21 protein-coding genes are annotated in these 21,177 nt (G+C 39.1%); 9 read left to right on the top strand and 12 right to left on the bottom strand.

Annotated features, from left to right (window positions below; all coding sequences use genetic code 11):
- Nucleotides 1-330 precede the first annotated feature (330 nt).
- From BUQ91_RS12020 to BUQ91_RS12060, 9 genes are all read right to left on the bottom strand, one after another.
- Nucleotides 331-684 carry a bactofilin family protein gene (locus BUQ91_RS12020; protein WP_072830881.1) on the bottom strand — a complete coding sequence of 118 codons (354 nt, stop codon included), beginning with the start codon at nt 682-684 and terminating at the stop codon, nt 331-333.
- A gap of 9 nt (nt 685-693) precedes the next feature.
- Nucleotides 694-1,494 (bottom strand): M23 family metallopeptidase, encoded by an 801-nt coding sequence (locus tag BUQ91_RS12025; protein ID WP_074209434.1) that lies wholly within the window; start codon nt 1,492-1,494, stop codon nt 694-696.
- A gap of 10 nt (nt 1,495-1,504) precedes the next feature.
- Nucleotides 1,505-2,527, bottom strand: a complete 1,023-nt coding sequence (locus tag BUQ91_RS12030; RefSeq protein WP_074209435.1) for a ParB/RepB/Spo0J family partition protein — start codon at nt 2,525-2,527, stop codon at nt 1,505-1,507.
- 141 nt (nt 2,528-2,668) lie between these two features.
- A complete protein-coding gene (locus tag BUQ91_RS12035; protein WP_072830875.1) occupies nt 2,669-3,454 on the bottom strand; it encodes a ParA family protein in 786 nt (261 codons plus the stop codon).
- Nucleotides 3,447-4,100 (bottom strand): 16S rRNA (guanine(527)-N(7))-methyltransferase RsmG, encoded by a 654-nt coding sequence (locus BUQ91_RS12040; RefSeq protein WP_083601257.1) that lies wholly within the window; start codon nt 4,098-4,100, stop codon nt 3,447-3,449. Before BUQ91_RS12040 ends, BUQ91_RS12035 begins: the two co-directional genes overlap by 8 nt.
- Nucleotides 4,101-4,665: 565 nt before the next feature.
- Nucleotides 4,666-5,454, bottom strand: a complete 789-nt coding sequence (locus BUQ91_RS12045; RefSeq protein ID WP_074209437.1) for a hypothetical protein — start codon at nt 5,452-5,454, stop codon at nt 4,666-4,668.
- Nucleotides 5,455-5,517: 63 nt separating this feature from the next.
- Entirely contained in the window at nt 5,518-6,279 is a 762-nt protein-coding gene (locus BUQ91_RS12050) for a hypothetical protein (protein ID WP_074209438.1), read from the bottom strand.
- Nucleotides 6,280-6,539: 260 nt separating this feature from the next.
- Nucleotides 6,540-7,247 carry a hypothetical protein gene (locus BUQ91_RS12055; protein WP_074209439.1) on the bottom strand — a complete coding sequence of 236 codons (708 nt, stop codon included), beginning with the start codon at nt 7,245-7,247 and terminating at the stop codon, nt 6,540-6,542.
- Nucleotides 7,231-7,635 (bottom strand): VOC family protein, encoded by a 405-nt coding sequence (locus tag BUQ91_RS12060; protein WP_074209487.1) that lies wholly within the window; start codon nt 7,633-7,635, stop codon nt 7,231-7,233. The genes BUQ91_RS12055 and BUQ91_RS12060 overlap by 17 nt, the downstream gene beginning before the upstream one ends.
- A 106-nt stretch (nt 7,636-7,741) precedes the next feature.
- Between BUQ91_RS12060 and BUQ91_RS12065 the strand changes: the two genes are divergently transcribed.
- The 4 genes from BUQ91_RS12065 to BUQ91_RS12075 all read left to right on the top strand — a co-directional run bounded on the left by BUQ91_RS12065 (nt 7,742) and on the right by BUQ91_RS12075 (nt 10,305).
- Nucleotides 7,742-8,245: an O-acetyl-ADP-ribose deacetylase gene (locus BUQ91_RS12065; RefSeq protein WP_074209440.1), complete on the top strand. Its 504-nt coding sequence runs from the start codon at nt 7,742-7,744 to the stop codon at nt 8,243-8,245.
- A 15-nt stretch (nt 8,246-8,260) separates the two neighbouring features.
- A complete protein-coding gene (locus tag BUQ91_RS15570; RefSeq protein ID WP_072830863.1) occupies nt 8,261-8,680 on the top strand; it encodes a hypothetical protein in 420 nt (139 codons plus the stop codon).
- Between the two features lie 19 nt (nt 8,681-8,699).
- Nucleotides 8,700-9,098 carry a pyridoxamine 5'-phosphate oxidase family protein gene (locus BUQ91_RS12070; protein ID WP_074209441.1) on the top strand — a complete coding sequence of 133 codons (399 nt, stop codon included), beginning with the start codon at nt 8,700-8,702 and terminating at the stop codon, nt 9,096-9,098.
- 493 nt (nt 9,099-9,591) lie between these two features.
- A complete protein-coding gene (locus BUQ91_RS12075) occupies nt 9,592-10,305 on the top strand; it encodes a hypothetical protein (protein ID WP_074209442.1) in 714 nt (237 codons plus the stop codon).
- Between the two features lie 151 nt (nt 10,306-10,456).
- Here BUQ91_RS12075 and BUQ91_RS12080 read toward each other — a convergent pair whose 3' ends face one another.
- On the bottom strand, nt 10,457-11,509 hold the full coding sequence (locus BUQ91_RS12080; RefSeq protein ID WP_074209443.1) for a glycosyltransferase family protein: 1,053 nt from the start codon (nt 11,507-11,509) through the stop codon (nt 10,457-10,459).
- 430 nt (nt 11,510-11,939) lie between these two features.
- Between BUQ91_RS12080 and BUQ91_RS12085 the strand changes: the two genes are divergently transcribed.
- The 5 genes from BUQ91_RS12085 to BUQ91_RS12105 all read left to right on the top strand — a co-directional run bounded on the left by BUQ91_RS12085 (nt 11,940) and on the right by BUQ91_RS12105 (nt 19,161).
- A complete protein-coding gene (locus tag BUQ91_RS12085) occupies nt 11,940-12,809 on the top strand; it encodes a hypothetical protein (protein WP_074209444.1) in 870 nt (289 codons plus the stop codon).
- Nucleotides 12,775-13,554, top strand: a complete 780-nt coding sequence (locus BUQ91_RS12090) for a radical SAM protein (protein ID WP_074209445.1) — start codon at nt 12,775-12,777, stop codon at nt 13,552-13,554. The genes BUQ91_RS12085 and BUQ91_RS12090 overlap by 35 nt, the downstream gene beginning before the upstream one ends.
- Nucleotides 13,555-13,625: 71 nt before the next feature.
- Nucleotides 13,626-16,586, top strand: a complete 2,961-nt coding sequence (locus BUQ91_RS12095; protein WP_074209446.1) for a hypothetical protein — start codon at nt 13,626-13,628, stop codon at nt 16,584-16,586.
- Complete coding sequence (locus tag BUQ91_RS12100) at nt 16,583-17,920, top strand: hypothetical protein (protein WP_074209447.1); 1,338 nt, start codon at nt 16,583-16,585, stop codon at nt 17,918-17,920. Before BUQ91_RS12095 ends, BUQ91_RS12100 begins: the two co-directional genes overlap by 4 nt.
- 41 nt (nt 17,921-17,961) lie before the next feature.
- Entirely contained in the window at nt 17,962-19,161 is a 1,200-nt protein-coding gene (locus tag BUQ91_RS12105; protein ID WP_074209448.1) for an amidohydrolase family protein, read from the top strand.
- A gap of 145 nt (nt 19,162-19,306) precedes the next feature.
- On the opposite strand, the gene BUQ91_RS12110 is transcribed toward BUQ91_RS12105, so the two are convergent.
- Nucleotides 19,307-19,903 (bottom strand): LemA family protein, encoded by a 597-nt coding sequence (locus tag BUQ91_RS12110; protein ID WP_072830847.1) that lies wholly within the window; start codon nt 19,901-19,903, stop codon nt 19,307-19,309.
- 123 nt (nt 19,904-20,026) lie between these two features.
- Nucleotides 20,027-21,166, bottom strand: coding sequence for an iron-containing alcohol dehydrogenase family protein (locus BUQ91_RS12115; protein WP_074209449.1), 1,140 nt, complete (start codon nt 21,164-21,166; stop codon nt 20,027-20,029).
- Nucleotides 21,167-21,177 lie beyond the last annotated feature (11 nt).

Here is a 21,177-nt window from a genome sequence, read left to right on the forward strand (position 1 = left end):
AATTGATGTTATCAACTATTAATTTATATTTTTTGTGATTTAGTTCATACTTTTGGGGGTATTTTATGCACTTTCCCGCCGAATCTTCAACATCCCTTTGTTACCACCTCGTGAATTAACATTGAAAACTAGGGTTCAACACTTATCAACGTTGAAAAAAGTGAATAGATTTTAAATTTTCAACATTAATCCACAATTTCTTTATTTCTGTATTTCGTTGAATATCATTGAGTTACAATTACAAACCAAAATTTTTATCCACTATTCACCACATTAATTATCAAATATTATATATAAATATATCTAATATTATTTAATATAAGTGGTTGATTACTTTTCCTTTTTGCCTGCAAGCATTTCGTTCATGTCGCAGTTGCCCTGGAAGATGGCACCTTCGTTAATGACGAGCTGTTCGGCCTTTACATTTCCGATAATCTTTGAGTTATCCTGAAGAATAAGCTTAGTCTTGCAATCCACATCTCCCTTGATGGAACCTGCAAGAATGGCGGCGCCACACTTGACGTCACCTTCTACAATGGCATACTTTTCAAGAATCAACTCGCCATCTATCGAAACGTTTCCATAAACCTTTCCGGCAATACGTAAATCCGTCTTTCCGGTAATATCGCCATTAACTACGACACTTCTTCCGATTTGAGTAAATTCCTGTTCGTTCTTTGCCATAACTTACCTCTAGTAAGTAAATATCGTTTCTGGATCCTGCGGAATATTGTTTTTTGTAACGGAGTAGTGCAAATGTGGACCACTTGTATTTCCGGTTTCTCCAATATAACCGATGACATCACCTTTTGTGACGTTTGCCCCTCTTCGGGTTCTTATAGTCTTGAGGTGTGAATAAGATGACTTATAGCCATTCTGGTGATCGATGACAACTGTGTTTCCGAGATCTCCACTATTACCTGCAAAAGTGACTTTTCCACTGCCGGATGCAAAAACTGGGTTCCCCTTGCGGGCCGAAATGTCAATTCCCAAATGCTTGTTTTCATAGGAGAATTTTTTGCTTATGATACCGACTGCAGGAATAACATTTGGGATTCGTTCCATTCTGATTTTTTCGTCGGTCGTCAACCAGTTGTGGATGCCTTCGAAATCGATGCTGTTCTTTTGGGAAGGCACGTGTGCAAATCGGTTACGTTCGATAATACTGTTGATCTTGTTGGAGTCGTTTTCCAGGAAAGTCTCGAAAATATTCTGGATTCTATTTTCCATAATCCACAAGGAATCAAGTCGCGAGAACAACTCTTCGTAGTTTGCGTTCTGTTTCACAAGCTGCGCATTATGCACGCGCATCTTTTCGTAGTTCGCAAGAGTTTTGTTGATTTTTGCGATGTGGACAATGAATAAAACAAGAATGATAGCGACAATGACAAGCCCGACATTGAACAAGATAAACTGCTTGCTCGAAATGCGGTACTTCTTGGTGCCGTACGGATTTTCCGGAATAATCTGGATGGTGTAATACTTACGACTCACGATTTTACCGTTAGCGGTTTTCCATGATTTCTTGAATTCGGGTCAAGTCATCCATGGAATAATAGTTGATAACAATTGTGCCCTTGGTCTGGTCCTTGGCGTTCGGGTTCAAGGCGACCTTTGTTCCGAAGAATGTTTCAAGACGGGATTCGAACTGCTTCATGTCGGCACTGAGTTCAACCTTCGGTTTTGCCGGAGTATCAGATTCGGAATCTGCACCATGGACTTCCGGAGGGAGCTCATCTTCAGTTGTTTGGGCAGTGTTGCTTTCAGGTTCCTGAGCTTGTCGAAGGGCCAAAGCATCGTCTTTATTCACAAACGGATCTTCACCACGGCTGATGGCTTCAATCTGGCGAACGTTCAGACCTTCTTCGATAACGCGTTTTGCGAGAGCTTCCGGGTCTGCGATTTTTTCACTGCAAAGTGCACGGGCGGCACCACCTGCAAGTTTGCCTTCCTGGATCCATGCTTGGACCTGGTTCGGGAGCTTCAAAAGACGAAGTGCGTTCGTAATTGCAGAACGGGACTTGCCTACCGTCTTTGCGAGGTCTTCGTGCGTGTAATTGTGATTGTCAATTAATTGTTGATAAGATTGAGCGACTTCAATCGGGTTCAAGTCCACGCGCTGGATGTTTTCGATCAAGGCCCATTCGCTCATGGTCTTGTCATCGAGGTTGTCGTAAACCTGTGCCTTGATAGTTCTGCAGTTTGCAAGTTTGGATGCGCGAGTACGGCGTTCACCGCTGATGATCTGGTAACGGTCGCCTACCTTGCGGACTGCGATCGGTTGGATAAGACCATGCTTTTCGATAGTTTCTGCAAGTTCCACAAGTTCATCGTCGTCGAAGAACTTACGCGGTTGGAACGGGTTCGGGTCAATCAAGTCGATGTTGATTTCGACTATTTTTTGATTGTCCGGATTTGTGTTTTCAGTAGTTCCGGAATTGTGGATAGCGTTGTCGACAGAATTGCCGAGAACATCGTGTGCTTTGAAAATTGCAGAGAGACCGCGACCAAGTGCTTGTTTACCCATAATAGTTTCTAGTTGTTAGTCAATGGTTATTAGTTAAAAGTTAGTAGTTGTTAGTTACTAGTCAATGGTTGTTAGTTAAAAGTTATGCATCTATGTAGCTGTTAAAACTAATGACTAAAGACCAATGACTATTGACAGGGTCTACTTTTCCTTATTCAATATTTCCTCGGCGAGTTTCATGTATGCCTGGGAACCCGTGCTCTGGACATCGTAAAGAATGACCGGCTTTCCGTGAGACGGAGCTTCGGAAAGTTTCACGTTACGCGGAATCATTGTCTGGAAAACGGTATCGCTCAAGTTTTCGCGGACTTCTTCGGCAACCTGCTTCGAGAGACTCAAACGGGAGTCATACATCGTGAGGAGGGCGCCTTCGATTTTCAATCCGGAATTAAGGTTCTTCTGAACTTCGCGGATAGTCTTGAAAAGTTCAGTCATACCCTGCAAGGCGTAATATTCACATTGCACCGGAATAAGAACGCTTGTCGCTGCAGTCAGTGTATTGATTGTTAACAAGTTTAAGCTCGGAGGAGCGTCGACAATGATGAAGTCGAATTCCTGCTTCAGAACATTCATCACGCGTTCGAGTCTGCGTTCGCGGCTCATGGCGTTGACAAGTTCTATTTCCATGACAGCAAGGTCAGGTCCAGAAGTAATAATCTTCAAAAAGTCAAGTGGCGTGTCCAAAATTGCAGGCTTGATATTTTCGAACGTGAGATTATCCGGATTTCCAGCCATGTCCAAGATTTCGTGGATATCCATATCCTGGGATTCCATGAAACCCAAACCCTGCGAGGCATTACCCTGCGGGTCCATGTCTAAAAGAAGAGTCTTCTTTTCAAGGGCTGCAAAACTGGCGGCCAAGTTCACGGCCGTTGTAGTCTTGCCGACTCCACCTTTCTGGTTGCATATGGCGATAATTTTACTCATTATTACCTCGGGTGACTAGAGCGTACACCTGTTCTTCTTCTGGAAGTGTGTATTGTTGAATACGCACATTAGGATCATTTTCCAAATGGACAATATTATTGTAACTCTTGAGGGTGACAAATGTACCACCTTTCTTGAGTCCAACTTGGGCGCGTTCCCAATCATTTTCGAAAGTCGAGAGGGCACGGCAGCTGATAAAGTCAAGGTCGGTCAGGCCGGAAGTTTCAAAGCGCTTGCCGACGACAGTCAAGTTATCCAAGTGGAGTTTTTCCTTGACCATCTGCATAAAGTTCACGCGCATGTGGCGCGGTTCGACAGCATAGAACTGCACGTTCGGCATAGCAATCGCAAGCGGGAAAACTGGGCAACCCGCCCCAGCACCCATATCAGCCCAACGCTTCGTGTCATCCTGAGTGGACACTGACTTCCCTAAAAACACAAAGGGAACGAGCGAGTCGGCTATGTGCCTGCTTAAGAACTTTTCAGAATCCTTTGCCGAAATCAAGTTGCCAAATTCCTTGGTGTCCACCACCAAGTCTGCAAATTGGTAAAGCTTGTCGAGAGTCTCTTCGGACAATTGCACACCATGTTCTGCCAAGAACTGGTTCAAGAGATTTTGCTGCGCTTTGTTAGTTCTATAACTCAAGTTTTTTTATTGTCATTCCCGCCACCGAGCGGGAATCTCCCTTTTGTTGGAATTTTGGTTGCATGTTTCACGTGAAACCTTATGAGCCGAGAGTCGCAGAACATACTTGTATGTTCTATGACCGAGGCGATTAAGGTAGGACACGAAGTGTCCAAATATTTTCGATCCGAATTGAAATTTAGCATAACTTTTTTAGAAAACAAACAAATAACTCCCCCACTATAAAACTTTTATAAAATATATGTTGATAACATTTTGATAAATGTTGAGAAACTGTTAAGGTGAGAGTCGCAAAAATAAGCTTGCTTATTTTTATGACCGAACCGCCAATTTTGCGCTTGCGCAAAACTTGTTAAGGTTTGAATGCGAAGACGTGCTTTATGTTCCACGTGAAACGCAGCCGAGGTCAGAAAGAGAAAAAAATGCTTGCATTTTTTCATTTGCTGACCGATGGGTGTTGGACTACGATGTAATCGTAGGCCCAACATAGGGTGAGATATGAGGCGAGTGAAGCAAAAAAATTCCCTCGCATTCATAGCGAGGGTTATCTGTTTTTAATGGTTAATTACTTTAAAAATTGGACTGTGAATTTTCCTTTAGCAGGTCGTCCCATTAAATCAAAATGTCTGCGTTTTTCGATATGTAGTTTTTGGCGGGCTGTATTATGAATTGATGTTTTGCCATTTTTTCGTTCATGGAAAAAGTAGGTAACTGTTTTGTGATCAAGTCCTTCTTCTATATATGTTTTGCTGAGTGTAGGTTTCCCATTTATAACAGCGGTTTCATATCGGTACCATATAGTTTGGTAATTGTCGCGATCATCTTTCTGATAGCATGTATTAGTATCTTTTTCATCCATGACAATAATCTCGGTTTGGTCGCGTCTGAAAATGGTATCGTTTTTCATGACATAGATGAAAGTATGTTCATCTTCATCATCAATGTCGGTAATGGCTATGGAGTCTCCATCAAAATACATAGTTGTTGTCGGTGAAAAACTCATACTGTCTATCGCAGTACTTATGGTCCATATATTTCCTTCGTGAGAGACCTTGATACTATCATGAGGTATATTAGTTGTTTTATAGGACCATTCCCCATTACGGAGGTTCGCTTCATAGATGCTATCGATTTTTTCATTGTTCCAGTATGCTTTCCAGATGTAGATGGATTTGCCTCTGGTTTCGGCTGTTCCTTTGTCCCAGTATGCACTGTCTGGAACGAGACCATCATAATTTTCATCGAACATTGCAATTTCCATTTTTTCTAAATCGAAAATTGCCTGGATGCAATTGGCCGAAGCTTGAGAAAATAGAACTAAAGCGGAAAGTATAAGTATGATTTTCTTCTTCATGTATTGTAATATAGTAAATAAATTAATTTGTGAGTATTATATTGGAAAAATTATGGAATCGACTTATGGCTTTACCGCAGGCTTAACTTGAGGTGGATTTTGTTCATGTCGCGAAAAGTTTTCCATGAAGAACGGGAGTGTAATTATCTTAAAGAACCAACCAATGTTGCGTTGCTTGTTGGTGATTTCGAAAGAGACACCTGCTGTTACCTGAGCTAAGAAAATTCCAAATTGAATCCCCACTTCTTCAACGAATCCGAATTCTTTGAACGAATAATGAAATTTGTTGTCTTTTTCCTCAGATCTGAGAAACCATTCTATAGCATGACTTTCGGCTAGCGCAACTCCAGAAAGATTGTTCCCATACAATATGTACTTTGTTGTACCGGATGCAAGCCACAATCCTCCAAATGCTATTTTCTGCAAAGTGCTTTCTTTGGGAGCCGCCATTCCGAGAATGCTAAATCCTACAGAGATTGCTGCACTTCCGATTGATAAGTCATCGATTTTCTTGTCTCCTTCGGTTCTTTCTAACCTGCGATCAAATCGTAAAAATGTAAAGTCTGCGAGCAGTCGGTCAATGCTGAAAAGTTTGCTCCCCAAGTTTTGTGCGCTCATGCAAAATATATCCACTTCAAATCTTTTAGTGGATGTATATCCTACCCCTCCTAGGAATATTACCTGGAATGGGTTGTATTTGTTTTCGTAGATGTTGCTTACATCTATAGAAAAAGTAGAATCCTGCACTGAATCTTCCAATGCAGATATCTTTGCAAAAGCGAAAGATATAGAAATGAGGAATATGGTAATAGACTTTTTAATCATAATGTTCCACGTGAAACGCAGCCGAGGTCAGAAAGCGAAAAAATGCTTGCATTTTTTCATTTGCTGACCGATGGGTGTTGGACTATGGCTTTGCCATAGTCCAAACATGCGATAGCGAGTGTTGCAAAAATATGCTTGCATATTTTTATGACCGAGCATGAGCATGTAGGACTATGATGAAATCATAGTCCAAACATGATATGAGGCGAGAGAAGCAGGAATGAACATAAATGTGTTATTTATGTCCTTCGCTCCATTGTCTAGATTACAAAAGGTATTGCTAAGAAGAATAATTTTGCATACCATCCTATGTTACGCTGTTTGTTTGTTACTTCCAACGATATGCCAGAAGATATGTAGGCGACTACTAAATTTAATTGAACGCCGATTTCTTCAATGAAACCGACCTCGTTAAAAGCATAATCTGTCTTTCTGTCATGTTTGGTGTTGCTAAGGAACCATTCAAAGGCGTGTGTTTCTACGAGCGATATGCCGAATATGGGATTTTCTATCACTGCGAATTGCGTTGATCCGGAAGACAACCATAACCCACCAATTGCGATTTTTCGCATTGTACTTTTTTTGTCGGTGAATCGGGATATGCTTCCGAATACTAATGTTCCAATAATTGCCCCAAGGGAACTTTCGTTGATTTCTTTTCCGTTTTCTTTTCTTGTTAGACGTCTATCGAATCGCAATGGGATGAAATCGAATTCCAATCGTTTATTGTCGAAGGCTCCCATTATACTGACGGATAATCCGTTGAGTTCGAGTCTTTTTGTGGAAGTGTATCCTACCCCAACTAATTTTAAGGAAATGAGGAGGTCGAAATTGTTGGATTTGGTGGTGTCGATGTCTAGGTTACTATCGATTGATTTTTCAATAGGAGATGTGTCCTCGTAATTGTTTGCGAGGACAAATGATGCTGAGACAAAGAATATGGTAAGAGCTTTATACAGTAATCTCAATTCTGTTCCCTTCGGGGTCGAGGACTACACTTTCATAATACCCATCGCCGGTTGTTCGAGGTTGACCTACAACGGGTACACCTTCAGAAGACATTTGTTGGGTCAGGTGGTCTACCTCTTCTTTTGAACCAACGGAAAAGGAAAGATGGGTGAAGCCAAGATGTTCCACGTGAAACATCTCGACAGTCCCAACATTTCGTTCAACACATATGTCAGGGCGGTGCATGACTTCCAGGCGGGCACCATCATCGAAGGTAATGAATCTGCTGGTAAACTGTTTTGTCGGGTTGTGGTAAATTGGGTGGACTACCCCGCCGAAGTATTTCCGGTAGAACTCACATACCCTATCGATGTCTTTAACCCAGATGGCAATATGTTCAATCTTCATAAAATGATCATTTGGAACAACATTATTAATATACATAAAAGCGACCTATTTGCCATTATTATATAGTGAATTATATTTAATAGTGAAATATTTATAGGAGGTTTTCGTGATCAATATTGAAGTTATCCAGGGCGATATTACCAAGCTTAAAGTCGATGCCATCGTGAATGCGGCGAATTGTTCGTTGCTGGGAGGTGGCGGTGTCGATGGAGCTATACATCGTGCGGCAGGTCCGGAACTTTTGCAGGCGTGTATTCCCCTGAAAGGTTGTGAGACGGGCAAGGCCAAAATCACTCCCGGGTTTAAGCTTCCGGCGAAGTTTGTGATTCATACCCCGGGACCGGTTTATCGTGACGGTCAGCATGGTGAACCTGAACTTTTGGAATCGTGCTATAAAAGCTGCCTTGCTCTTGCCGAAGAGAATAATTGTGAGACTGTCGCCTTCCCTGCTATTTCCACCGGCGTCTATGGCTACCCTTGGAAGGCTGCAACCGAAATTGCCGTGAAAACTGTTCGCGAATTCTCGGCGAAGATTGTTAAGAAGGTTATCTTCTGCTGCTTCAGTGCAGAGATGGAAAAGATTTATCGAGACGTTTTTAAATGTGCATAATATAGGACCGTCGCTTTGGAATTTATTATCATTTTCCTTCTCTCTGTACCTGTTATTGTTTTTTCTCTCCATCGTAAGCGGGTTCTGCTTATCGCTGAAATTCGATGGGAATCTCAGCCAGTAATGTTTACTATTGTTTTGGCTACGTATTGTTTGTGTGCTGTTGCCAGTCTTTGCAATTGCTTACCATTACTTGAAATTGTTTTTCCTAAAGTGATTGCCCCTTCGTCCGAAAGTTTGGAACTTCTTAACTTCATTACGGGTTTTGAGTTTTGTTTTGCAGGGGCGCTTGTGTCGGTATTTGCAAGAGTTGTTACGATACGCAAAAAGAACTATACCTGGAAAAGCTCGCCAAAGGTTAGAGGGACGATATTGGCGGTGTGCATTCTCATGTCGGCAGGGGCGCTAGAATTATTAATTTCTATATTGGCATAAAAACAAAAAGGAACATCTTATGGAAGAAGTCAAGAATTTCATCAAGGAATGCGGGGCCTATTTCCTCGCAACAGTCGATGGTGACGAACCGAAGGTGCGCCCGTTCGGGACCATCAATATTTTCGAGGGCAAGCTCTACATCCAAACCGGCAAGTCCAAGAATGTTTCGAAACAGATCCAGAAGAACGGCAAGGTTCAGCTTTGCGCCATGAACAAAACTTGCAATAAGTGGCTTCGTTTGAGTGGAACTCTCGTTCGTGATGACCGCCGTGAACCCAAAGTCCACATGCTCGAAGCTTACCCCGAGCTCAAGCGTATGTATTCCCCGGACGATGAAAACACCGAAGTCCTCTATTTCAAGGATGCAACTGCCACGTTCTGCAGCTTCACTGAACCGCCGCGTACTGTGACATTTTAGTTGATTGTTGAAAAAATTCAAATATTTTATAAACGCCGGGTTCTACGTGAAACTCGGTTCTTTTTTATTTGTGAATAATTATCGATTTATGTATGTTGATAAAACGGAGTATTTTTATAAACAATGATATGCTGAAATAAATATGAGTTTCAAAATCATTAAATTTTTGTTGATAGCTATTGTTTATATTTTTCCACTAAATGATGTTTCACGTGAAACAAATAATAAAGTAGGTGGATAAATTGTAAAAAATGATGTTAAACTGTGAAAATCTTATTTTAAATATGTACATTATATCAACACAGCGTATTTTAGAGTATATGTCGAATCCAAAATGCGCGATTAATTTTTTGCGACTTTACGTACACCCCTTCTTTGTTTTTGTAGGTGAATGTGAATAGATTTTTGACTATTTATAGTGCTATTTCTACGAAATAATTGCCTGTGGTAACAGGAGTAAATTTGCAATTGTTATATTTTGGCTGGAGGATTTATGCAGGATAATACGAAACGCGGAGAACAGGCTCTTTTTTGGATGAAAGTCCTTTTTGTACTTTTCATCCTATTGTTTTTTGTAAATAACGCCTTTGATGATTCCATGAAAAGCATGCAGCAAGATTCGGTTGTCCTTGCTGTTGTTTATATCATCTATAGTTTTATTTGTGGAATAGGCTTTTTGGTTTCTTCGGTGATGTTCCTGGTTTATTATTTCTCATGGCTTCACCGTGCGATTGCAAATTTGCGCGTTATAGCGAAACCGGATTTTTCACCTGTCGGTGCAATTATTCTTACTCTGATTCCGATTATTGGATTTGTTCTGCATTTTTGGATTTTCAACGACATGGCCGTGTGCCAGGAAAAATGCATGGAAGAGCGTGGTCTTTTGAAGGAACGTTTCCCGAAAAAATTGTTGATCGCTTGGTTCTTCGCGACGCTTGCAGTCGTGGTGCTTATGTTCCAACATTCTGAAATGACGGTTGTGAATGTCATTGAAAATTTGTTCTTTGTAACAAGCATTGGTCTGTATATCAAATTCTTCACCTTCTACATTGCGCAAGAACGTGAACTTTTCCAGTATCACACCGAGACGCTTTTCCAGAAACGTGTAGATGAAGCAATCCGTGAACGTGATATCGAACGCGCTGCCGAGATGCTTCGCAAAAGTGAAAATAAAGAACCCCCTCAAACTGAAGACGTTCAACCCTGACAAGAAATTTAAATGTGCGCCAAGTACAAACTGTCATCCTGGAGGCGCGAAGCACCGATAGGATCCATTAAGGCATTCGTGTCATCCTGAGCGAAGTGTAACGGAGTCGAAGGATCTCAGACTCGTCATTCCCGTGTAGGCGGAAATTTCATTACAAATACGTCGCCACGAATTTTTTCTGGAATTCCGGATCTTCGTGTGCCCAATGTTTTTCTTCCATCGCCTGGTATTGCCAGTTGATGGCTTGCATAAATTTTTCCGGATTGCAGAGCTGCGCGAAAATTGCATCGAGTTCATCGACCGTTGCATTTGAACCGACGAGCTGTTCCTTCGGAGCATAGCTGTACGGACTCCCTGCAAAATCGCTCCCGATAAAAACGGCTCCGAGTGCGGCTGCTTCCTTGAGCTTCAAGTCGCTCTTTGCCTTATTGAAATTGTTGTTCGCGAGCGGCGTGATGTAAAAGTCGGGCTTGTAGCTTGCTGCAGTCGATGCAAACTGCATGAAGTTCGTGTAAGGAATTTTCGTGTATTTCCCGTCGAGGTCTTTCAGAAAATTTGGCTCGCCAAAAATCTGGAAATCGATGCTCTCGTCTTCGATATGCTTGCGGATCCAGGGAATCCAGGCGCCTTCGAGGTCACCCGGAATTTCAGCAGTGAAATGACCGAGACTGCCGGCGTACATCACTTTCGGTTTTTCCGTGAAAGCGGACGTTCTCTGCCCCATCCCGAACAGCGACTTTGAAACACCGTTCGGCATCACCACCGCGTTAACGCCGAGGTCGGACTTGATGCGACTCGCGAGATAACGTGTCGAGCAAACCACCACGTCGAACAGCGGCAACACCTGCTTGAGACTTGCAAGCATCATCTGGTCATGATTCGGAATCTGCTTTGCGTACGATGCGATGACCGGCGAAAGATCCCACTGCAAATCGTCCAAGTCCGTCACCAGCTTGAACCCACATTCCTTTTTGAGCTTGGAATAGAACAACGCAATCTGCGCGCGCCCCGGCGCCGTCGGCTTCTGCAGAATCACCGCCCGCGTCTGCTTGAGAGCGTCTTTGTTGTTGCAGATGATTTGCGTAACCGAAGGCACGACCTGAAAATCGTTCGGCCCCATGAACTGCGTCAAGGGCGAAATGCAACGAACCCAGTCCGATTGCGCCATGTCGTAAGGATGCACGATAACTTGCGATTTGATCATAGTGGGAAAAGTAGTAAAAAGTTTGATGGAAGTGCCATCAGGTGCGGAAGGGAGAGTGCTGGAAAGTGAGACGAGAGTGCCGCGGAATGCTTCGGAGGAAACGGCTCGCGAAGTCAGATGGAAACACTGCGTCGAAAGTGTACTCGCCCACCCTACCCACCCCGTCATTCTGAACGGCAACACCGTGAAGAATCCAGTAACATTCCCTTTGCGTTCTCATTCCGGCCACTGTGCCGGAATCACCATTAATTATGTCATCTTAATTGAAGAATAACCAAGAAATTCATTTCAAATAAACTTTGTCCATGACAGATAAAAGTAAGAAGTTTATAAAAAACTTACTTTAGATTCATTTGTTGACAAGGTGTTGATTAAAGTATAAATTGTGCGGGAAAAGAATCTATATAAATTTTGTTAACAAGAATAAAATATGAAAGAAAAAATTTTAGAAACAATAAGAAGCAGTACTGGTGGAATTGAAGTTGATATGTTATCATCAATAGTTAAAGATCAGTTGCATATAAAGGATCAATCTATTATTGATGAAGCTGTAGGTTCTCTTACATCTGAAAAGAAAATAAAATGCAAAGAAAAAAGATGGATTGCCACAGAAAATCAAAATTTTGGTGTTTCTAAATATTATGAAGAAATTGGAGGACCACATTCTCCTGAAGGAATGAAAACTTTAGAAGAATTTTTTGTAGAAAATACAGAAAAAATAACCATATTGGTAGATGTAACGTCTGTTGTAGCGTTTAAAAAATTATGCTATCGTATTGATCATGATCTTTTGACAGAAGTAATTCTTCCTCCAGAGAATGAAATAAATATAGAACGAAGAGATAATTATAAAAAAGTAAAAAAAGAATGGATAGAATTCTATAAGTCGCATAAAAAAGACTGTTTCACATTGCTCCAATCAACAGTAATAAACAAAGCTGTAAGAACAACTCTTTTTAGTAAAGAAAAAGCTAGAATAAATATTAGAAAGTTATCTGCGCGGTCAACTCGAGATGGTAATATTATTGTTGTAGGAAATGACAATACGTTATATAAGCAGTTTGCCAACGAAATTATAATTCAACAATTGACAGCTGATTATTGTTTTACTGCGAATCCAATGAAATGGTTGTGGAGAAAAATAATAAAAAAGTGGATATTTATTTTATTAGTTTTTTTGATAATGATAATTTCGTTTATCAATGATCAAAAAATTATTGGATTTGTTACGGGTGTACTTACGGGTGCTGCAGGTAATTGTTTGTATGAGTTATTTTCTATTAACAAAAAATTTAAATAACAATATAATTTTTTACGATCCAGTCAAAGATGTTTTATATGAAAATGGTATTAAAGATAATGGATATAATAGAACGTTAACTAGAGAGCCTTATGATCTTTGTATGGAGATTACAAATAATTGTCCCTTTTCGTGTAAAAATTGTTTTTGCGAAAGGGGAAAGGATTTTTTATCTCTAGAACAGTTTAGTAAAATTATTGATTTATATCAAAATAAAATAATTCGTATTTGTCTTTCTGGAGGAGAACCTACAATTAATCCTTTTTTTCTTGATATGGTTAAGAGACTAAATACTATAGATAATATTGGTAGAGTTTTGTCGACTACAGGATACAACTATACAGAAGAAATGGCTCATTTAATGAGTGATTCGTTTTGGACGGTTTCTGTATCATTACATGGGCAAGAAGAAACTCACAATCAATATGTTGGTGGTGATGCGTATGAAAAAGCAAGAAGAACGCTAGAGATATTATCAAAATATGGAATAAATATTCATTTATATTCTGTTTTGCATAATTCTATGAATATTCAAGATATTGAACATCTCATAGAAATAAAGGAAATGTATAATGTTAGTGTTCTTCGCTTTATAAAAATAAGAAAAATAGGTATTTATCAATCTGATTTATCAAGAGTTGAATCAATAATTAACAATTACTTATGTGATGATATTGTATATAAAAAAGATAAATCTAACACTTTTTTTGTTTCTGCAAAAATGCAAGAGCGACTAAGTAGATGATGATAAAACTATTGTTGACAAGTTGTTAGCATTAGTATAAATTGTGAAAAAAAATATTATAAAGGATTATTATGCTCGTAGCTGAAAATTACACGTTTAGGTTCTATCACAATGCTGAAACTCGGTTATACGTAGAGGGTGTAAGGGAAAAAGACGATTCTATTTTCAGGAACGTATATGGATCTTTTTTTAAAGAGATTGAAAGTCGATTATTGGATAGAAAAAAAGATGATTCTAATAAGCGTGGTAATGAACTCCAGAATAATCTCAACAATATTTTTGCGTTTATTGGAGAAAGAGGAACTGGAAAAAGTTCGTGCATGCTTTCTGTTGCAAAGATGTTAAAAGAAAACATCGATATTCCTGTTGTTGATAATGGACGAACATCATTTAAAGTTCTTGAATCCATGGATCCCTCTTTTTTTGATGAGACGACTAATATCTTGGACATTTGTTTAGGTCATCTATTCAACGACTTTAAAACAAAATGGGAAAAGAGTAACCAAGATAATATCAAGGAAAAAAATGACTTACTGGAATCGTTTGAAAAGGTGAAACAAACTATTTCGTGCATGGATTTCAAAAAAAAATCGAAATCCAATTGCATATCGTCAGAAGATAATGTTGATAGACTTTTAGATTTAGGTGCTTCTGTCAATCTTGCAAAAGATATTCAAAATTTGATTCAACTGTATTTAAAGTTTTTTAACAAAGATGTTCTTGTCATTCCTGTAGATGATATTGATTTACATTCAAGTTGTGCCTATGAAATGGTGGAAGAGATTCGAAAATATCTTGCTTTAAAAAATGTAATTGTACTAATGGCATTGAAAATTGAACAATTGCAAAAAGTAGTTGAAAAAAATTTTTTGAAAGAATTCTCTGATTTGATTTCGCAGAGGCTTTTATGTTGTGAACAAATTTCTGAAATGGCGAATAAGTATCTTATTAAGCTTATTCCGGAGAATCAGCGTTTTAATTTGCCAACTATTGATGTAATGTACAATCGGCTAGCCTTGATATATGATAAGTGTAGAGAAAATGCAAGCCAGACAGAATCGGATATTTTTTTGAATCAGAAGTGGCTAATAAATGAAAGTCTTTCTGGCTATCCTGTGAGATATATTATTGTCAAATTGATTTTTTCAAAGACAAGATACCTTTTTTATCATATGCAGGGAGCTACAAGCTTTATTATTCCACATACACTTCGTGAATATAATCAGTTGCTGGAATTGTTGCTTGAAATGCCGGATTACAAAAAGGGTGAATTGTCTGAGCAAAATCAGCATAACAAGGATGTGTTTAAGCAGTATTTCATTCAATCGTGGTGTAAATGTAATTTAAACGAGATTGATGGGTCGTTTATCAAGTACTTGTTCTCTATAGAAGATCCTTCAATTGTTAATAAAATTGTTGTTCAAAAACTGCATAATCGTTTTCCGAATGTGCTGAATGAAAACTCGGAAGAAGTAAAAAAGATTCTTGATGAGAAAAATAGATCTTACAATATTTCTGTTGGAGATGTGAATCTGCTTTTGAGGTTGATCAAAGGAACGTTAGTTCAATTTTATGACAAGGCATTCATTTTTGCAATAGAAACATTTTATTCAATGCGGTTGTATGAGTATTATGATTATAGAACCGAGTTGGCAAGAGAAATTGAAGGCATTGAAAGAAATGTACTTGTAAAGAATGACATTGATAAATATTCGTCGTATGAAATACTAGTGGGTGGTTCATTTTTTAATTTAAAAGGTGAAGATAGTTTTCTAATTCCTAGGAATGTTGAAGAACATAAAAGAAGAGATTATAGACTTATTTCATTAGATGCGATTAGGGAGTGTTTGATTCCACTTCTGTCACAAGATAAAATAAATGGAAACGAAATAAAACTTTTTAAACTATGCGAATTTTTTGCCTTGCTTATCTTAAGGCGAAAGTATGATCCTGATGAAGATGGTAAGATTAAGGCTAGTGATTATCGTTCGAAAGTTGATATTATATATGCTTCCGAATTTGGTTCGAATCAACGGCAAGTTTGGTTTGATGTGATGTCTTTTTTCTCTAATTTGGTTAATGTGGAAAGATGCTACAATCGTATTGATAAAAGATTTTTGGAGATGGCGAAAAAAAACGACAAATCTTTGTATAATAGTTTATTAAAATATTGTAAAGATAATCGTCCTCATGCTCAAATTAATGAAGAACATCCATTATTATCATATTGTACCATTAGAAATATGGAAATATTGAATGGTTTATTTAATTATGTAAATGCAGAATCTGGTAAAAGAAAATATACTGCAGATAATCGTATATGCTTGATTGAATTTTTTAAGTTGATTCAGGGATATTTCATCAAGTCATACGATGAAAAACCTAAGAAAGAAGATGTAGCAAATAAAGACTGGTATCAGATAGATTTTTATTTTGTAACAGAATTTATTGATCTTTTAAAAGATGTTGATATTAAAGATTCATTTGATAACATATTTAGTAGTAAAAGTAATATAAGCAATAAAAACGCAGATGTTTCAAATGTTAAAGATGCTATTGCAACGATTGTGAACGGTGCAAAAGATGATTCGGATAATAACATTGCTTTGTTAGATGGTGTAATATCGCTTATGGATAATGTAAAAAGTGGAGATGCTGGTAGTAATGATGATACACTTCGATCATTAGGTGGTTTAATCAAATCACTTGCTGAAAAACAAAAAAATAAAATTATTCAGAGAACGGAAGCTATTGAAGTGATTCCAGAAAAAAAAGTTGAACAAAATATTGATTATCCGAAATTAGATGGTGAACTTCGTAGTTTATTCAATGAAAATGTAAGCTACAGATCTGATGCTGTTAAATTAAAATTCAGAGAATGTCTTCGTGACAGAATAATTTTGGATCGTCGCATAACTAGTTGGATTTCTAGAAAATTTAAAAATTCATTAAAGGTATGGACTTATAGCGATATATCTAAATCTATCGGAGATTTTATAAACTACATGCAAAACCGTAAAGAGCGTACATGACAAATTTAAATGCTGTTCTTCAAGTATATTTTGCTGATGCAGATATTTATGATGTATTAAATTCTGCTATTTGGATTAAATCATCTAGTTTTCCAGTGCTATCTATTAGCGAAGGGATGAATGAACAAACATTTCGTCGTCTCTTCATTAGTCATAATTCTATGTACGGAACGGATGTAGTTAGCAATATATATCAGTTGGCTAATAAATGGAGATATATAGAAAATGTTAAGAGGCCTAGTCTTTTTAATATACTTGCTCATGCTACAGATAAAATACTTCGATGGGTGAATGATGAACCCGTATGTGATTATAATAGTTATCTTCGTTGGAATGATATATCCACAATAGTCGGCGAAGATCTTTTGACGTCTTCATATTTAGCAATTCGTTCAGTTCGTGAAAATTTAAAAGTAAGTTCTTTTGCATGGAAACCTTGTATTACTTCTTATAATCCAGAATTGAATCATATAATGGAAAAGGGTCTAGGTGAATTACATTTCCATATGCTAGGTTCTTCTTTAGGATTTGATGTCACCTGGATGTCTTTAATGAATTCAGAAAGCATAGATGGTGGTTTAAAGAATAAATTGGATGGATTAAATAAAAATTTATATGAATGGATAGAAAAAGCACGTGCATCACGAATTTTTTTGTATAAAAGATTAAAATATAAGGACATTGATTTCAAAAAAGATGAATTATATAGACTTTTGAGAGATGATGCTCAATCTCTTCCATATCATGTAGTATACTTAAAAAATGAAATATCAAATGAAAAGATAAATGCTTATTACTTTGGAAAGGATTGTTTTGATTATGCAATAAGTGGTGCAGTATCAGAACGAGACCGAAAAAGATATTATAATGTTCCTTTGATTGGAGAAAGAAAATTATTATACAGTCACCTTAAAGAGATTTTTAGTGGGAATGAAGAATATAGTGACTGTATGCTTCCTTTATATATTTACATACTTGTAAAAAATAAATTTCGCAGATATATTGTCCAAAATGATTCCATAAAGGGATTTTCTTATTTCCAAGAAATTCAATCTCGAAAAAATAAGTATATAAAAAATGTATATAAAAAACTATTTGCATTTATGGCTGTGCAAACGACAATTGGTAATCAACCTATACAAAAATTGGAAATGCGAATTACTCCTGAATATAATTCACCTAAATTAAAAAAAGCTTTGAGAGAATATAATGTTGCTGTCAATGATGATTCGTTAAGGTTGGAAGAAGCGAATGTTATTTACACAAAAAAAGCAAAAGTAGGTTATGTTATTCATTTCCTTAAAAGATCTGAAAAAAATGTGATAAAAAAATAGATAGAGATTTATCATGTCGACATAGTAAATACAGAAAGGATTTGGAGAAGCAGGCGGAGGCAATTGCACAGTTAATTCGTGATAATAGTATGTATGTAAAAGGAGGATTCCGTCCTTATTTTTGCAATAATAAAAAATTTGCTGAAAAAATTAAAAAATGTTCATATATCTATCCAATTGTAGGGATTGACGCTGCTAGTTCAGAATTTGGGTGTCGTCCAGAAGTTTTTGCACCAGTTTTTAGGCGTTTAAGAGCCGTTTCTCGTAAAAATACCTTGGATTCGTTATACGAAAAACATGATATGCAGCTTGGAAGAACTTTTCATGTAGGTGAGGATTTTTATGATATTGTCGATGGATTGCGAGCTATTGATGAATGTATTTTTTTCTTGAATTTTGAAAGTGGTGATCGTATAGGTCATGCTGTATCTTTAGGTATAGATGCATATAGTTATTATAAAACTCGAAACTTTAATATTGTTTTGCCAAGGCAAATTTTACTTGATAATGCAGTATGGCTTCTTAAAAAAATGGAGGAATATTCTATTAATGACTCATATGGCACGAAATATAAATTAAAGGAAATTTTTGAGACTTATTTTCGCACGATTTATAGTAAAATAGATGCATCGATAGAAGATTATTATGCATCTTGGATGTTACGTGGTGATGAACCGTCTCGTACAAAGGATAGTTTGCAATCTGAATGGAAAATATGTGCGAAAAATAATTTTAAGCCTATTCTTAAGCAAATACGCAATAATTCCAAAGCAATGGATCTTTATCAGTATTATCATTATTCAAAAGATGTAAAAGATAAAGGAGAAGAAATTGCTGAATATCAACTTGATGATGGTGATGTACTTGTTATACGTGAAGTTCAAAAGAAAATGCGACAGAAAATTGCGCGTGAGAAAATTGCTATTGAAACTAATCCGACTTCAAATTTGAGGATTACTGATATTGATCGTTATTCAAAACATCCGATAACAGTATTTTATAATAGAGGGTTGAAGCCGAATTATGATCCAGATCAAATAATGGTTTCCATCAACACTGATGACCAAGGTGTTTTTGCGACATCGTTAGAAAAGGAATATGCTTTAATTGCTTGCGCTCTTGAAAAGAAACGTAATGACGATGGTTCTCCGACATATTCGCCCAAGGATATATATAAATGGTTAGATGATGTTCGAGAATCTAGCCTTGTAAGTAGTTTCTTGGATGATGAAATGAGTTAAAAACAAAATAGGCCATCGTTCTTCACGATGACCGTTTTAAATGCTTTAGATCCTTCGACATCGCTCAGGATGACGCTTTCATTTTATGGATTCTCTTCCGCGTTACACTTGGTCGAGAATGACGCCTTGGGCCGCTGATGAAATCTTACTTTATATCAAACTGAACTTTCGGGGCTACGCTTGCTCCAGCGTCAGCGGAGAAGAGGGCTTTCGGGGAGGCGCCTGCGAAACCTGCGACGAGGTTTGTCGGGAACTGGCGAATGGTGGTGTTGTAGGCCTGCACGGTTTCATTGTAGCGCTTGCGTTCCACGGCGATGCGGTTTTCGGCGCCTTCGAGTTGTACGCGGAGTTCTTGGAAGCTCTTGTTGCTCTTGAGATCGGGATAGTTTTCGGAGACGGCCATTAAGCGCTGGAGGGCACCACTGAGGGAGCCTTGCATTTCCTGGAAGCGTTTGAGAGCGGCTTCGTCGTTCATGAGGCTTTCGTCGAGTTTGATGGTTCCGCCCATGCGGCTGCGCATTTCCATGACTTCGGTGAGGGTGCTCTTTTCGAAGTTGGCTTCGCCTTGCACGGTGCTGACGAGATTCGGAATAAGGTCAAAGCGGCGCTGATAGGTGTTTTCGACTTGTGCCCACTGTGCCTTTACGCCTTCTTCGAGGGCGATGATGTTGTTGTAAGTGCTGATGCCTTTTCCTACGATGATTACGAGGACAATAGCGATGATGATGAGAGCTTTTTTCATTGAGACTCCGTTTTTTTTCGATTTACGATGAGTAATATAAAAATTTCGGGATGTGTAAGGAGATTCCCGCTCAGAGGCGGGAATGACAATGCTGATTGTGCGCGGTTCCTTTTCCTGTCTCCCCTACTGCACCACTAGCGATTTTTCGTAGATGTAGTCGATGTCTTCGGGGGTGATTTTTCCGGGGACGAGGTCGAGTTTGGAGTGGTTCGTTTTCATCGCGGCGGCGAACTTGTCTCGCATTTCGCGGGTGACGCTGCATGTGCCGATGAGCTTGCGGAGCATTTCCCTGAATTCTTCGACGTTTTTGAGTCCCAAAAGCGAGAGGATTTTTTCGACGTCTTGCGGAACGAACTTGGCGCAGACTTCGACATAGGCGGCGAGGAAGTATCCGACTGCGGGGCCGTGCGGAACGCCTGCGTGGAGCGTAAGGTCGTAGCTCATTCCATGCGGTACTGCGGTGCTTGTCTGTGCGATGGACATGCCGGCAATTGTCGAGGTTAGCATGAGTTTTTCGTACAAACTTGCATCAATCGGCGCGGCATTTTCAGCAGCATTTCCTGTGGCATTTTGCGCGGCGCTTAGTGCTTCCTTGCTTTCGCCCCAAAGCTTGAGTCCGTATTCCGGGCACATGCGGTTGAATAAATTCGATTTCACGTTGAGGATGCTTTCGACCATGTGGGCTAGCGCATCGACCGCGGTGTTTACAATCAACTGCTTTTTGGCGGAGGCGAGGTATTTGCCATCAACGAGTGCGAGCACGGGGAAAATGACGTGCGGGATGCTCTTCTTGAGATTGATTTTGTGGTTCGTGATGATAGAAACGGGTGTTGCTTCGGAACCGGTTCCGCATGTTGTCGGAACTGCTACAACGGGCGCGTGGTCGAGCGGATGGCTCGGCGCTTTGTGAAGTTCGTCTGCATCAACATCGGGATTCACGAGGAGGAGTGCCACTGCTTTGGCGGCATCGATGGCGGATCCTCCCCCAATGCCGATGATAAAGTCGGCTTTGAATTCACGGGCGGTTTGTGCTGCCTTCCCCACTGTATTTGTTGACGGGTTTTCTTCGACCTCGCTGAAAATCAGGTATGGAATTTCACCTGCGTTCAAGACGTTTGTTACATCGTTCAGTGAACCGTTTGCGGCAGCGGAATTTCGCCCGGTCACAATGAGCGCGCGCTTCCCTACCGCGAGTATATTTTGTGCGTGATTTTTGACGCAGTCTTTTTCGACGTAGATGTCCGTGGGTACAAAAAATCGCATGGTGTTCCTTT

Source organism: Fibrobacter sp. UWB11 (genome assembly GCF_900143015.1).
Classification (GTDB): Bacteria; Fibrobacterota; Fibrobacteria; order Fibrobacterales; family Fibrobacteraceae; genus Fibrobacter.

Bases quoted from the DNA above. Each gene is read 5' to 3' on its own strand.
- BUQ91_RS12050 (WP_074209438.1), bottom strand. From the start codon at position 6,279: ATGATTAAAAAGTCTATTACCATATTCCTCATTTCTATATCTTTCGCT.
- BUQ91_RS12100 (WP_074209447.1), top strand. From the start codon at position 16,583: ATGACAAATTTAAATGCTGTTCTTCAAGTATATTTTGCTGATGCAGAT.
- BUQ91_RS12030 (WP_074209435.1), bottom strand. From the start codon at position 2,527: ATGGGTAAACAAGCACTTGGTCGCGGTCTCTCTGCAATTTTCAAAGCA.
- BUQ91_RS12070 (WP_074209441.1), top strand. From the start codon at position 8,700: ATGGAAGAAGTCAAGAATTTCATCAAGGAATGCGGGGCCTATTTCCTC.
- BUQ91_RS12090 (WP_074209445.1), top strand. From the start codon at position 12,775: ATGAGTTATTTTCTATTAACAAAAAATTTAAATAACAATATAATTTTT.
- BUQ91_RS12045 (WP_074209437.1), bottom strand. From the start codon at position 5,454: ATGAAGAAGAAAATCATACTTATACTTTCCGCTTTAGTTCTATTTTCT.
- BUQ91_RS12095 (WP_074209446.1), top strand. From the start codon at position 13,626: ATGCTCGTAGCTGAAAATTACACGTTTAGGTTCTATCACAATGCTGAA.
- BUQ91_RS12110 (WP_072830847.1), bottom strand. From the start codon at position 19,903: ATGAAAAAAGCTCTCATCATCATCGCTATTGTCCTCGTAATCATCGTA.
- BUQ91_RS12035 (WP_072830875.1), bottom strand. From the start codon at position 3,454: ATGAGTAAAATTATCGCCATATGCAACCAGAAAGGTGGAGTCGGCAAG.
- BUQ91_RS12060 (WP_074209487.1), bottom strand. From the start codon at position 7,635: ATGAAGATTGAACATATTGCCATCTGGGTTAAAGACATCGATAGGGTA.
- BUQ91_RS12020 (WP_072830881.1), bottom strand. From the start codon at position 684: ATGGCAAAGAACGAACAGGAATTTACTCAAATCGGAAGAAGTGTCGTA.
- BUQ91_RS12085 (WP_074209444.1), top strand. From the start codon at position 11,940: ATGAAAGAAAAAATTTTAGAAACAATAAGAAGCAGTACTGGTGGAATT.
- BUQ91_RS12075 (WP_074209442.1), top strand. From the start codon at position 9,592: ATGCAGGATAATACGAAACGCGGAGAACAGGCTCTTTTTTGGATGAAA.
- BUQ91_RS12080 (WP_074209443.1), bottom strand. From the start codon at position 11,509: ATGATCAAATCGCAAGTTATCGTGCATCCTTACGACATGGCGCAATCG.
- BUQ91_RS12115 (WP_074209449.1), bottom strand. From the start codon at position 21,166: ATGCGATTTTTTGTACCCACGGACATCTACGTCGAAAAAGACTGCGTC.